Annotated in this window: 7 protein-coding genes and 1 pseudogene; 3 read left to right on the top strand and 5 right to left on the bottom strand. The window is 61.8% G+C overall.

All coding sequences use genetic code 11. The features are described from left to right. Positions 1-24 precede the first annotated feature (24 nt). Positions 25-1278 (top strand): OprD family porin, encoded by a 1254-nt coding sequence (locus GV818_RS19080; protein WP_178124992.1) that lies wholly within the window; start codon positions 25-27, stop codon positions 1276-1278. Between the two features lie 97 nt (positions 1279-1375). Here GV818_RS19080 and GV818_RS19075 read toward each other — a convergent pair whose 3' ends face one another. Genes GV818_RS19075 through GV818_RS19065 form a run of 3 tightly spaced genes read right to left on the bottom strand, consistent with a single transcriptional unit; the run spans position 1376 to position 5484 of the window. Further along, complete coding sequence (locus tag GV818_RS19075; RefSeq protein ID WP_161757610.1) at positions 1376-2344, bottom strand: NAD(P)H-dependent flavin oxidoreductase; 969 nt, start codon at positions 2342-2344, stop codon at positions 1376-1378. A gap of 31 nt (positions 2345-2375) precedes the next feature. Continuing rightward, positions 2376-3731 carry an MFS transporter gene (locus GV818_RS19070; RefSeq protein WP_161777218.1) on the bottom strand — a complete coding sequence of 452 codons (1356 nt, stop codon included), beginning with the start codon at positions 3729-3731 and terminating at the stop codon, positions 2376-2378. 49 nt (positions 3732-3780) lie between these two features. Continuing rightward, on the bottom strand, positions 3781-5484 hold the full coding sequence (locus GV818_RS19065) for a long-chain fatty acid--CoA ligase (RefSeq protein WP_161777217.1): 1704 nt from the start codon (positions 5482-5484) through the stop codon (positions 3781-3783). 319 nt (positions 5485-5803) lie between these two features. On the opposite strand from GV818_RS19065, the gene GV818_RS19060 reads away from it, so the two are divergent. Then, a complete protein-coding gene (locus GV818_RS19060) occupies positions 5804-6235 on the top strand; it encodes a PaaI family thioesterase (protein WP_161777216.1) in 432 nt (143 codons plus the stop codon). 196 nt (positions 6236-6431) lie between these two features. Next, positions 6432-7220 carry an IclR family transcriptional regulator gene (locus tag GV818_RS19055; protein ID WP_161777215.1) on the top strand — a complete coding sequence of 263 codons (789 nt, stop codon included), beginning with the start codon at positions 6432-6434 and terminating at the stop codon, positions 7218-7220. Between the two features lie 364 nt (positions 7221-7584). On the opposite strand, the pseudogene GV818_RS19050 reads toward GV818_RS19055, so the two are convergent. Both GV818_RS19050 and GV818_RS19045 read right to left on the bottom strand, forming a co-directional pair. Then, positions 7585-9981, bottom strand: a pseudogene (locus tag GV818_RS19050) (filamentous hemagglutinin N-terminal domain-containing protein); the annotation flags it as partial. Positions 9982-10291: 310 nt separating this feature from the next. Next, complete coding sequence (locus GV818_RS19045; RefSeq protein WP_161777214.1) at positions 10292-13282, bottom strand: GLUG motif-containing protein; 2991 nt, start codon at positions 13280-13282, stop codon at positions 10292-10294. Positions 13283-13413: the final 131 nt, after the last annotated feature.

Raw genomic sequence — 13413 nt, 5'->3', positions numbered from 1 at the left:
AAAACAACAAGAGCGGTGAACACCATGCATTCGATAGCCAACACTTGCCTGCCCTGGTCCACTCTGCTGGGCGGTTGCGTGCTGCCGCTGATGTGCCAGGCGCAATGGCTGGAAGACAGCCAGCTGACCCTGGGCGCACGCAACTTCTACATGAACCGCGACTTCCATGGCGAGCGACCACCGCAGAACAAGGCCGAAGAGTGGGCACAGGGTTTTACCCTGCGTTACCAATCCGGTTTTACCGATGGCCCCCTGGGCCTGGGGGTCGACGGGCTTGGCTTGCTGGGCATCAAGCTGGACTCCGGCGGTGGCACCAGCCATACCGGCGCCCTGCTGGTCGATGGCAATGGTGACGTGGCCAACCAGTACGGTTCTTTCGGCGTCACCGCCAAGGCCAGGCTCGCCCAGAGCGTGTTGAGCATCGGCACCCACGAGCCGCTGCTGCCGGTGGCCTTTCGCAACGACACCCGCCTGCTGCCGCAGACCTTCAATGGCGCGCAACTGGTGTCCAGCGATATCAAGGACCTGAGCCTGACCCTGGGTCAGTTCGACAGCGTGCGCCAGCGCAACTCGACGGATTACGAAGACCTGCAGATGTTCGCCCTGGCCAGGAACGGCCGCCAGGTCGCCGGCCGGGTCGACAGCAATCGCTTCACCTACAGCGGCGCCCACTACAGCATCCGCCCCGATCTCAAGGCCGGGTATTTTTATGCCGAGCTCAAGGACAACTACCGCCAGCACTACACCAACCTGACCCACACTGCAGCGCTGGGCAAAAGCCTCTCGCTGAAATCCGAACTGCGCTACTTCCACAGTTCAAGCCTGGGCCGGGCCGAGGTCGACAACCGCCACCTGGGAGTCATGGAAACCGTTGCCTATCGGGGCCACGCCCTGAGCTTCGTCTATCAGAACCAGAGCGGGCGCAGCGGCATGCCTTTTCTCAGCGGCACCGACCCTTATGGTTTCAATACCTCGACCTACAAGAGCTTCGTCAACGCTGGGGAGGATTCCTGGCAACTGCGCTACCGCTACGATTTCACCGCCCTGGGTGTGCCCGGCCTGAGCTTGATGAGCCGCTATGTGCGCAGCAACGAATTCAGGATCGGCCAGCAGCAAGGCCGCGAGCAGGAACTGGATACCGACCTGGCCTATGTGATCCAGAGCGGCCCGCTCAAGGACCTTGGCGTGCGCTGGCGCAACGTGGTGTATCGCGCCAACTACACAGCCAATGTCGATGAAAACCGCCTGATCCTCGACTACAGCCTCAAGCTCTGGTAGCGCCCAAAGCCGACAGCACTGCATCGCCCCGACACGACGCTGCCGGCATCTGCCGGCAGCTCGTGGAAAACCTTGCCCCCCAAACCTTACCTAGCGCTCAAGGCATGCTGGCGCGAAGCGCGTGGCAAGCCTCCTGGTACTCCCTGGCCAGGCGCGCCACCCGCTCCTCGGTGGCCACTACCGCGTCGAGCACGCCAATGCCCTGGCCACAGCCCCAGATTTCCTTCCAGGCCTTGGGCCGTTGACGCTCGGAACCAAAATCCATCTGCGTCGGATCACTGCTGGGCAGGTCCTCCGGGTCCAACCCGGCCGCTGCCAGCGACGCTTTCAAGTAGTTGCCATGCACTCCAGTGATCAGGTTGGTGTAGACGATATCCTCCGCCCCCGACTGGCGGATCATCTGTTTGTAAGCCGGCACCGCATTGGCTTCCTCGGTGGCGATAAACGCCGATCCTATGTAGGCCAGGTCCGCCCCCAGAGCCTGGGCCGCGAGAATCGAACGCCCTGAGGCAATGGCCCCGGAAAGCAACAGCGGCCCGTCGAACCATTGGCGGATTTCCTGGACCAGGGCAAAGGGCGATTGGCTGCCTGCGTGCCCGCCAGCGCCGGCCGCCACTGCAATCAGGCCGTCGGCGCCCTTGTCGATGGCCTTGCGCGCGAAGCGGTTGTTGATCACATCGTGCAGCACAATGCCGCCGTAGCCGTGCACCGCCTGGTTGATCTCGGGCCGCGCGCCCAGGGAGGTGATGATGATCGGCACCTGGTACCGCACACACACCGCCATGTCCTGCTCCAGGCGGTCATTGGAGCGATGGACGATCTGGTTCACCGCAAAGGGCGCCGCCGGCTGCTGCGGATGCAGCCGGTCGTGCTCGGCCAGGGCCTGGGTGATCTGCTCGATCCACTCTGACAAGCGCCCGGCCGGCCGCGCGTTCAACGCCGGGAACGAACCGACGATCCCGGCCTTGCACTGGGCGATCACCAACTCGGGGGTGGAAATGATGAACAACGGCGCAGCCACTACCGGCAAGCGCAAACGCTGCGTAAGGATCTTCGGCAAGCTCATGCTCTGGCTCCTGTGCCATTAGCGAAAGGCTTCATGATTCGGCCATGGCCACTGCGGCCTTGGGGGCCCTGGCAAGGCCGGTGCTGACCAGCACCAGAGCCCCGGCCAACAGGTACATCACGATCCCCAGGTACATGCTCGATACATGCCCCCCGGTATGGCTGTTGATCACCCCGCTGAGCCAGGGCGTCAGCGCCGGTCCGAGGTTGCCCAGGCTGCTGATGAAAGCGATACCCCCGGCGGTGGCGGCGACCGACAGATACTCGCTGACCAGGGCGAAGAAGATCGGCGTCCCGGCCTTGATCCCCACGTAGGCAAAGCCCAGGGCCGTAACCGACAGCAGCAGATGGCCATTCAACAAGGTAGTGATCGCCAGGCCGCACACCGCGATGGCCATGCAGCCGACAAAATGCCAGCGGCGCTCTCGATGCTTGTCAGAATGCAGGCCGATCAGCACCATCCCGACGATCCCGACGATATTCGGAATCGCGGTAATCAACCCCACCTGCATCAAGTCCTTGATGCCCCAGCCCTGGATCAGGCTCGGCATCCAGAACACCAGCATGTAGGTGGCGCCGAGGAACATGAAGTACGCGGTGGACAGCAGGTAGATCCTGGGGTCGCGAAACATCTGCCGGAGGCTGTCCTGGGACTTGTGCCGGGCGCTTTTCAGGTCTTGGGCCATGTCGTCGTCCAGCAGCCGTTTTTCCTCCTGGCTGAGCCACTTGGCCTGCTCCGGGCAGTCCTGCAGGTAGAAGAAGGCCACCACCCCCAGCACGCTGGCCGGCAAGCCCTGGAGCACGAACATCCATTGCCAGCCACTGTAGCCGGCGACGCCGTTGAGGTACTTGAGAATACTCCCCGAGACCGGCCCGGCTATGAGCCCGGCGACTGCGGCGGCGGTCATGAAGATAGCGATGACCTGGCCTCGTCGAGGTGCTGGAAACCAGTAGGTGAAATACAGGATCACTCCCGGAAAAAAACCGGCCTCGAATGCCCCCAGCAAGAAACGCAGGATGTAGAACTGCAGCGGCGTGCTGACGAACATCATCGCCGCCGCCACCAGGCCCCAGCAGAACATGATGCGTAGCAGGGTCTTGCGCACGCCGCTGCGTTTGAGCATCAGGTTGCTGGGGACCTCGAAGAGGAAGTAGCCGATGAAGAAGATACCGGCGCCCAGGCCATAGACCGCATCGCCAAAAGGCAGGGTCTGTTTCATCTGCAATTGTGCGTAGCCGATATTGACCCGATCGAGGAAGGCGATCATGTAGCAGAGCATCAGCAATGGCAGCAGGCGCCAGCGAATCTTTGCGTACAACGATTCAAGCTGCTGGGTGTGTTCGGGCAAGGCGTGCGGATCTTGGACAGTTATTATTTTTGTAGTCATGGTCGTCTCCGGCGGAGTCGGTGGTTACCGCATCAAGGGAATCGCTGTTTCAGGTGTTAGTGGCCTCGCGGTCCTGCAGCACGCGCCACATGACTTTGCCGGAGCCGGACTTGGGCAGGCTGTCGACGAACTCCAGCACCCGCGGCACTTTGTAGGCCGCCATGTGCTCGCGCGACCAATCGATGATCTGTTGCGCGCTGGTGTGGCCCACGGCCTCGCGGCGCAGTACCACCAGCGCCTTGACGGTCTCCCCGCGGTAGGCATCCTGGGCTGCGATAACACAGGCCTCGTGCACCGCCGGGTGCTTGAACAGCAGCGCTTCCACTTCCGCCGGCCAGACCTTGAAACCGCTGCTGTTGATCATTCGCTTGAGGCGATCGGTGAGAAAAAAGTAGCCCTCCTCGTCCATATGGCCGAGGTCGCCGGTGCGCAGGAAAGACTTGCCCTCGAACTCGACGAACGCCGCGGCGGTAGCCTCAGGGTTGCGCCAGTAGCCTTTGAACAGCATCGGCCCAAAGGTGATGATTTCCCCCACCTGGCCAGGCGCAAGTTCCTCCAGGGTATGTGGATCGACGACCCGTGAATCGACCCCGAAGAAGGGCATGCCCAGGCATTGCAACTTGGCCCGCTCTGGGGGGTTGCCATGGCTGGCGGCAGCGGTTTCCGTAAGCCCGTAACCCTCGAGAAAAGTCAGCCCGAATTCCTCTCGCAGGCGCTCTGCCACCGCCTGGGGCATCGCTGCCCCGCCACCGTTGATATGCACCAGGCTCGATAGCTCGAAATCCTTGTAGTTGGGGCTGCCGAACAGGTCGATGATCATGGTCGGGATGCAGGTCCAGTGGGTCACCCGATGACAGGAGATCAGGCGGCCGGCGAGCTCCCGATCCCAACGCGGCATGATCACTGTGCTGGTGGCATCGAACACCGCCCGCAGGACAAAACACACCAGGCCGGTGATATGGAAGAACGGCACCACCCCCAGGCCCACCGACTCGACGGTGGACTGGGTCCAACTGCCGCTGACGGCGTTGCTCATCAGGCTGCGATGGGTGTGCATGCAGCCCTTGGGATGGCCGGTGGTCCCCGAGGTGTATTGCAGCATGGCCAGGTCGTCGGCCTGGGCACTGTGCACGCCGGGGCTCAAGGACTGCCCGAGGGCCTCGCCCCAACGCAGGTAGCCATCGGGCAGCGGCGGCTCAGCACGCAACCAGGCATCGACCTCGGCGCTGGGCATTTCCGCCGCTTGCATCTGCGTCGGCGCCGGCATGGCATCGCTGTAGCGGGTCACCAATACCGTGCGCAACTGTTGCTCGGGGCCAAGCGTGGCATCCGCCGCCTGGACGATCGACGCCAGGTCCGCCGCACAGATCAGCACCCGCGCCTGGGCATCGCCGAGCTGATGGCTCAACTCCTCCACCTTGTTCATCGGGTTGACCGGCACCACCACCGCGTTCGCCCGCAGGATGGCGTAGTAGGCCACGATGAATTGCGGACAATTCTGCAGGTACAGCGCCACCCGATCACCAGGCCCGACGCCTGCGTTCTGCAACCAGCCGGCCAGGGCCAGGGCCTCGGTCCGCAGGGCGGAATAGCTCAGCGCCCGACCAAAGAAGCGGTAGGCCACTTTGTCTGGATAGCGCTGCGCGGCCACCTCCAGGTTGAACCACAGCGAGGTGGCCGGCACCGTCAATGCAAGGGGCAAGCGCTTGGGCCAGACACGGTGATGTGGGCGCTGAGTGCGGGTAGTGGACATGCTGACTCCTTCAAGCCCTGGGATGAACGAGGGGATAGCCATGGACAGCGTCATCCGGCGCCCGTACGACCGCCAGGCCTCGCCGCAACGGGCAACCATCGGGGTCGATCCTGCCCCAAGCCGCCGGTCCATTTCAATCACTTATATTTCGCTGTGCGAAATATAATTCCGTATTGACCGGTAGAATATTCGCTGACATTCTGCATTTCAACGTGGAAACGCCCTGCACAACACAATCAGAAAAATCACTGCAGCCTGGTCATCGACGACACCTGCGTTCGACGACACGGGCCAGGACCTGACCCAAGAGCCATCGCCTATGAGTGCCGTATTTGACGCCCCGACACTGCAAAGCCTGTTCAGCGGATTCGCGGTCCATCTCGGCTTGAGCCTGCAGCAATACCAGCAGGCGCAAACCGTCATTGCGGTCACCGTTGAACCTCATCACCTCAACCAGGCCGGCAATCTTCACGGGGGGGTCATAGCCTCACTGGCCGACACCGCCATGGGCATGAGCGGCACCTGGCATGCCGATCCCGGACAATGGCGACTGGCCCTGACCCTGTCCCTGAACATCAACTACATGGCGGCGATCCCACCGGCAACTGAAGTCCGGGCAGTGGCACGCATGCGCGGCGGCGGAGCGAAGATCTTCATGGCCAGCTGTGATCTGCTGGACGCCGAGGATCGGCTGCTGGCCAGTGCCGAGGGGGTTTTCAAACGTGGCCGCCTGCGTGTCGAAAGCCGCTGAGGCCGCACGCCCTTGTGCGCAAGCAACCGAGCACGGGTTGGCGAGGTGCTGGGCAACCCTGCGGAATTGAGTTTCGAGAGGGAATAGCAGATTTCAATTGTGGCGGTTCCGGGATAACATTTTTCCTTTGTTTCCACGAACCCGCGGTGTGGTCAACTGGCATTGCGACCGGCACCAGCCCTTACCGGAAGACCCCATGCACGACCCGAACGACATCCCGGAACAAGCGCCCAAAGACCGCAAGTTCGTCGAAGCCCTGGCCCGTGGCCTGGAAGTCTTGCGGGCCTTTACCCACGGCCATGCGGTGCGCGGCAACCAGGACATCGCACGCATCACTGGCTTGCCCAAACCTACGGTATCGCGCCTGACCTACACCCTGACGCAACTGGGTTACCTCAAGTACAACCAGGACCTGGAGAAGTACCAACTGGATTCGGCGGTACTGGCCTTGGGTTATGCCTATTCCGCCAGCCTGCGGGTGCGCCAGCTCGGCAAGCCGTTCATGGATGAGTTCGCGCGCCGTACCAACACCACCGTCAGCCTGACCTGCCGCGACCGCCTGTCGATGATTCACGTGGACAGCAGCCGCCCACCGGAAGTCGCCAGCCTGCGCATGGAACCTGGGGTTCGACTGCCCCTGGCCACCAGCGCCGCCGGACGCGCCTACCTGGCTGCAACGCCGAAACATGAACGTGACCATCTGCTCGGGGAAGTGGCGAAAAAACTCGGCGACGAGTGGCCGGCCCTGGAAAAATCCCTGGAAGACTCCTTCCGCGAATACGAGACTTTGGGCTTCTGCCTGTCGCTGGGCGAGTGGGACCGCAACGTCAACGGCGCTGGGGTGCCGCTGCACTTGGCCGACGGCAGCATCATGGCCCTGACCTGCGGTGCTCCGAGCTTCCAGCTGTCCAGCGAAAAACTCGAAAGCTCCCTGGCGCACCAGTTGGTGATGCTGGCCCGGGATCTGGAAAGCCTTGGCGTCTGAGCCTGTCATCGCGGATGACCTGGGACTCGCGCCCGGCCATCGACAGCGCCCCATCTGGCTGATAGTCGTAGCGCTTTCGAGCAGCTGTCGATCAGCGACACCGGCTCACAGGTAGTCATGTAGCAGACAGTTGCTGGCCGCCAATTCCATGCATGATCGGGCGAACTACCGATAAAAAACGCCGCTTTCTCGTGCAGAGAAAGCGGCGTTTTTCCTTGACGGCTTGACCTTGCCCGCAGCGTAGGGCCTGTTGACTGATAGCCGCCTTGAGGTGGCGGGCCCCAGGAACGCCAGGGTGTTGGACTGACGTTCCTGGAATGTTCACATCCCCGGTATCAGCGGGGGCTCCTCATCACTTATCCAGCACGTTCTTACCGACCAGGCTGCCGACGTTCGCGACAAATTGTGTGTGCACCACGCCCGTGGCCTTGACGTTGCTCAGTACACCGTTCTGGTTGAGCCCCACCAGACCACCGGCGGTGTCCATCCCTAAACCAACCACCATTGCCTTGGCTGACGAGTCAGTGATCCGACCAGAGTTGTTGAAACCGACCAATCCCCCTGCGTTGTTGCTGAAATACCCAATTACGGTGCCCGAGGCGCTGGAGCGCAGGATGCTGCCATTCTGGTTGTAGCCCACCAGGCCACCCAGGTTCCGGGAGGCAGCGTAAGCATTATTATCCAACCCAATCACTCCCGAGCTCGAAGAGTCAGCGATCGAGCCGCCCTGGTTGATCCCCACCAAGCCGCCCATGCCTACCGGTGCCTGACCGCCCAAGGAGCCCCCGACCCGAACATTGGCGTGGCTATTGCTCACGGAGCCGGTGTTCAGGCCCGCCAGGCCACCGGCTGCCGAAGTTGAGGTATTGCCAGCCACTGAACCGCTCACCGAAGAACCATCGATGGAACCGCCGTGGTTGATCCCCACCAGTCCGCCGATCTGGTTGTCCTGATCATCAAGGGCACGTACCTGGAGATTGCTGGCTTGGACGTTGCTGATACTCCCGCTGTTGCTTCCAACCAGACCGCCGACTGCGCCACCACCCTGGGTATTGGCTGGTCCCTTGACGGTGAGCGAGGCGAGCTTGAGGTTGCTGATGCTGCCCGAGGAACTACCGAACAGACCGCCATGAGCGCCATTACTGTTGACGGTAAAACCACTGATAGTGTTGCCCAGGCCGTTGAAGACACCGGTGAACGTGTCGGCACCACCAATCGACGTGAGGTTGCCGAAGCCGTTGAGGGCAGTGCCCAGGACGTAGCGGCCATCCAGGCGCTTATCGATTGCCTGCAACTGCGCAGCGTTCTGAATGACCTCGTACTTGGCCCCGTTGGCGTCGAACCCGGCACCACTGCCGGACAGGGTCACCTGGCTGTTTTTACCCAAGGTGAGGTCAGCACCGTGGTTCAGGCCCAGGCTGCTGTCGCTCCCGGTGAGTTGCACTTTACCGTTGAGCCCAATGCGCTCCTTGGCATTGAGCTCGACCCGGGCCTTGGCCCCATTGGCTGCCAGGTTGCCATTGAGCTGAATGTCCTTGGCCGCAGAGAGGGTCAACTGATTGCCGCTGCTCCAGTTGATCGGTCCGTCCACCACGACATCGCCCTTGCTGCTGGCCAACTCGATATTGGTGGTCGCCAGATTCCGCGACAGGGTATCGCCATGATTGATCCCAAAGTAGTCGGCCATGGACCCGCCAACCGCGACCTGCTCAGCTTCGATCTTCCAGGTTCCCGTCTGACCATTTTTTGCCTGGGTGGAGACACGAGCATTTTTTTGCACCCAAGTCATCCCGCCGCGGGTTTCGATCACACCACCGTTACCCTCGTCCGGGGCATTGGCCAGCAATGCACCGTCGACGTTGACCCTGCCCACATCACCGCCGTCCAGGGTGATGCGACCGGCCTTTTGCGACAAGGTATTGGCTTCGATAGTGCCGGTGTTGTTGACCACTATCTGCGTCATCGCGCCGGCACTCTTGGCGGTCATCAGTACTTGACCGCCATCGGCCTTGAGCAGGCCTCCGTTGGCCACCAGCGCATTGAGCGCGGCGGAATCAACTTGCAGGTCCAGCAGGTTGTCACCGTCAAAGCTGACCGTGAACGCTTCACCCGCACCCAATGCCACACGGCCGTTTTGCGCCGTGATGGTGCCGTTGTTGAGAACGTCTGCGGCCAACAGTGCAACACTGCCACCGTCAGCGGCGGTGATCTTGCCGAGGTTGACGATTCTGGCCTTGGAGGTGCCGGAGAACTGATAGTTACCGGCATTGAACTGCTCATTGCCGATGCCCTGTGTCGAGACCACCAGGCCGCCAACATTCACTTGAGCGTTATTGCCGAACACCACCCCGTTGGGGTTGACCAGGAACACCTGACCGTTGGCGTTGATCGTCCCCAGGATCATACTGCCATTGACACCAACCACCCGGTTCAAGGCAATCGAAGTATTGGTGGGCTGATTAAAGGTCACCGATTGACCGGTCTGGACATTGAAATCCTTCCAGTTGGTGACCAGCTTGTCGGTGTTCTGGTTGATGGACATGTGATTGCCCTGAGTCGAAATATCCGCACTCCCGGACACCACCGCGCCCCCTGTCGGCAAGGCGAACGCCGATGGCATGCACGCCAAGGCAAGGACACTGGCTGCCGCCACAATCAAACCCTTTCCGGAGCCCGAACGACGACGGCGGCGAGCGCCTTCGTGAGTCACATTCCAGCAGCCCTGGGCCTGGTTCCATACCAACGCATAAATCTTGTTCATAAAGATTCCTTATCGACTGATCAAAACCCTGCAAACCTTTGCAAGGCGACACAACACCTGCTGGGGCACAACGGCTCCGGCAGAAACACGGCCAAGCACTCACGCAGCCTCGGGCCATGTATTGCGCCCGTCACAGCGGATCACTCGGAAAAAAGTGCTATGCAGCAACGGCTGACTGCCGCCAGCCGTCAGAAAGGACAGAAAAGAGAACAGGGCCAATAGCAGCCCTGGATCAGGCAAGCCTCGGTATGCCGTGTTTGCGCACGGCATACCGAGGGAGTGACCATCTCCTTGGATCAAGAGGTGCAGATCACCAGTTACGCTGCTCGCCCTGGTTGAGGTTGGCTGCCTGATTCAATGGGCGGTCGTAGCCCGTGCTTGCGTAGTTGGGAGCAATCACGTTGATATTGCCGAAGGCTGCGGATTGACGAATGTCACCCAGGTCCACCCCCGCCAGGCCACCCAGACGGGCATCACGGCTGCCCGAAACCTCGCCACTGGCGAGCGTGTTGACGATCCGCGCATTGTTCTGCCCCACCAGGCCGCCGGCCATGCTGTAACTGCCCCCGGAGACATTGCCCTTGGCCGAAGCGGTGTCGATGAGGCTGTCACCCTTGGCAACGCCATGAGTACCCACCAGACCGCCGACCGCGCTCTTGGCACCGCCACTGACATCACCATGGGCCTCGACTGACTTCAGGTCCCCGGCGTTGTAGCCGATGAGCCCACCGACATGGCTTTGATCCTTGCCAGTGACATTGCCCAAGGCCAGGGAGTTGGCAATGAGCCCACCAGCGTTGGAACCAACAAGCCCACCTACAGTGCTGTTGCTACCGCCCTGAACCAGGCCGGACGCTTCGGCAAGGCCGATGTCACTGTCAAGGTTCTGCCCCACCAGGCCACCGATGTGCAGGCTGTTCCCCGCATTCACCGCGCCGCTGGCGTTGACGTTGCGCAGCACGCTGTCGTGGTTCAGCCCCACCAGGCCACCAGCCGTGGCAAAGCTGTTGCCCTGCAACCTGCCACTGGCTACCGAATCACTGATCCGGCCCGATTCGTTGCGACCGACCAGGCCTCCGGCGTTGCTCGCGCCAGTGCCGGATACCGTTGCCGAAGACTGGGAGCGCTCGATACGACCGCCTTGGTTGTAACCCACCAGGCCGCCCAGGTTGGTGCCCTTGTAGCTGTAGCTGTTGCCACTGGAAACCGCTCCCGAACTGGAGGAATCGGCAATCAGTCCTTGATGGTTGATGCCCACCAACCCACCCACTCCGCCCTCGGCATTGCTGGCGATGCTGGCGGTGAGCCGGACATCGGCGCTGCTGTTGGTCACTGTACCGCCACTACCGTCCACCTGACGGTTCTCGCCCACCAGGCCACCGGCCGCCGAGGTGTAGCTATTGCCCAGTACCACACCGCTTATCGACGAGGCGTCGATGGAGCCACCGACGTTGCTGCCCACCAGCCCGCCGATCACGTTGTCCTGTCGGCTCTTGGCATTTACCCGCAGATTGCTGGCGCTGACGTTGGCAATGCTCCCGCTGTTGCGTCCGACCAAGCCACCGACAGCACTGGAACCGGAGGTGGGCATGGCACCGTTGATGGTCAACGAGGCCAGCTTGAGGTTGCCGATGCTGCCGGACGAGCTGGCGAACAGTCCGCCATCGGTGCCGTTGCTGTTGATCGTCAAACCGCTGAGGGTGTTGCCCAGGCCATCGAAGATGCCACTGAAGGCCTGCTGCTCACCGATCGAGGTCAGGCGGTTACTGCTGTTGATGGAGTTGCCCAGGACGTAGCGACCTGCCAGGTCCTGATCGATCGCCTGCAACTGCGTGGTGTCTTGAATGACGCGGTAGGCTTGGCCGTTGGCGTCGAAACGGGCCCCGTTGCCGGACAGCGTGACGCCGCTATTCTGGCCCATGACAAACCCACTACCGTGGTTCAGCCCGAGGCTGCTGTTGCTGCCGCTCAGCGTCAGTTGACGGTTGAGCTTGATGCCACCCTGGGCGTTGAGTTCGACCCGGGCATTGGCGCCAGTGGCAGACAGGCGGTCATCCAGGCGGATGTCTTTGGCCGAAGAGAGGGTCAACTGGTTACCGCTGGACCAGCGCAGCCCGTTTTCCACCGCTACATCGCCCTTGCCACTGGCCAGTTCGATATTGGTCGTGGCCAGGTTGCGCGACACGGTGTCGGCATGGGCAGTGTTGCTGTTGGCGTTGAAGAAGGAGCCAACCTTGACTTCGTTGCTGGCGATCTTCCAGGTGCCCGTGCGGCCATTCCTGGACTGGGTGTCGACCTTGGTCGTCAGCTGCGCCCGGGTGGTGGCGCCCCGGGTCTCGACCACCCCACCATCGCCCTTGCCGTCCAGCGCACTGGCGTGCAGCGAGCCATCGACACTGACCACGCCCACGTCGCCGCCATCCAGGGTAATGCGCCCGGCTTTTTGCGACAGGGTGTTGGCTTCGATAGTGCCCTGGTTGTTGACCACCGTCTGCAGCATCGAGCCCGCGCTCTTGGCGGTCATCAGCACCTGCCCGCCATCGGCCTTGAGCAGGCCGGTTTTGGTGTTGTGCACCAGCGCGTTGAGCGCTGCGCTGTCGACGTGCAGGTCCAGCAGTTGGTTGTCGTCGAAGCTGACGGTGAAGCCATTGCCTGCGGCCAGTGCAACACGCCCATTCTGCGCCGTGATCGTGCCTTGGTTGGTCACCTTGGCCCCGAGCAGCGCAACGCCACCGCCGTCAGCGGCAGTGATGGAACCCTGGTTGACGACCTCGGCCGCCGAGTCGCCGGTGAACTTGTAGTTGCCGGCCTTGAAATCGGCATCGCTGATGTCGCGGGTCGTAGCCACCAGGCCGCCGACATTCACCTGTGAGCCTTGGCCAAACACCACCCCGTTGGGGTTGATCAGGAACACCCGGCCATTGGCGTTAATCTGCCCTTGGATGTTACTACCGTTGACACCGACAACCCGGTTCAGGGCAATCGAGGTGCTGGAAGGCTGGTTGAAGGTCACCGATTGATTGGACTGAACACTGAAGTCATTCCAATTCGTGGTCAGCTTGTCCGTATGCTGATTGATCGACATGTTCGAGCCCTGGGTAAGGATGTCGGCAGTGCCGGACACCACCTCCCCGCCGGTGGGCAAGGCAAACGCCGAGGGCAACCCGGTCAATGCCAGGAGACTGGCAACAGCCACCACCAGGCCCTTGCCGGAACCGGTACGCCGACGCCGGGCGCCTTCGTGAGTGACGTTCCAGCAGCCCTGGGCCTGGTTCCATACCAACGCATAGATCTTGTTCATGCAAACTCCATATCGATTTGTCTACGTACTGCAAACCTTTGCAGCACGGCACTGCCGCTGAAGCGCTCGCTAGGCCTTCAAAACTGAACGACGGTGTTGGGTAGAACTCGCCCACGGACGAACCGGCTCAA

The organism is Pseudomonas sp. Fl4BN1 (genome assembly GCF_009908285.1).
GTDB lineage: Bacteria > Pseudomonadota > Gammaproteobacteria > Pseudomonadales > Pseudomonadaceae > Aquipseudomonas.
This window is presented reverse-complemented; position numbering and strand designations above follow the sequence as displayed.

What these genes read in the sequence shown, in the direction of transcription:
- GV818_RS19080 (WP_178124992.1), top strand. Translation starts at nt 25, where the DNA reads ATGCATTCGATAGCCAACACTTGCCTGCCCTGGTCCACTCTGCTGGGC.
- GV818_RS19075 (WP_161757610.1), bottom strand. Translation starts at nt 2,344, where the DNA reads ATGAGCTTGCCGAAGATCCTTACGCAGCGTTTGCGCTTGCCGGTAGTG.
- GV818_RS19070 (WP_161777218.1), bottom strand. Translation starts at nt 3,731, where the DNA reads ATGACTACAAAAATAATAACTGTCCAAGATCCGCACGCCTTGCCCGAA.
- GV818_RS19065 (WP_161777217.1), bottom strand. Translation starts at nt 5,484, where the DNA reads ATGTCCACTACCCGCACTCAGCGCCCACATCACCGTGTCTGGCCCAAG.
- GV818_RS19060 (WP_161777216.1), top strand. Translation starts at nt 5,804, where the DNA reads ATGAGTGCCGTATTTGACGCCCCGACACTGCAAAGCCTGTTCAGCGGA.
- GV818_RS19055 (WP_161777215.1), top strand. Translation starts at nt 6,432, where the DNA reads ATGCACGACCCGAACGACATCCCGGAACAAGCGCCCAAAGACCGCAAG.
- GV818_RS19045 (WP_161777214.1), bottom strand. Translation starts at nt 13,282, where the DNA reads ATGAACAAGATCTATGCGTTGGTATGGAACCAGGCCCAGGGCTGCTGG.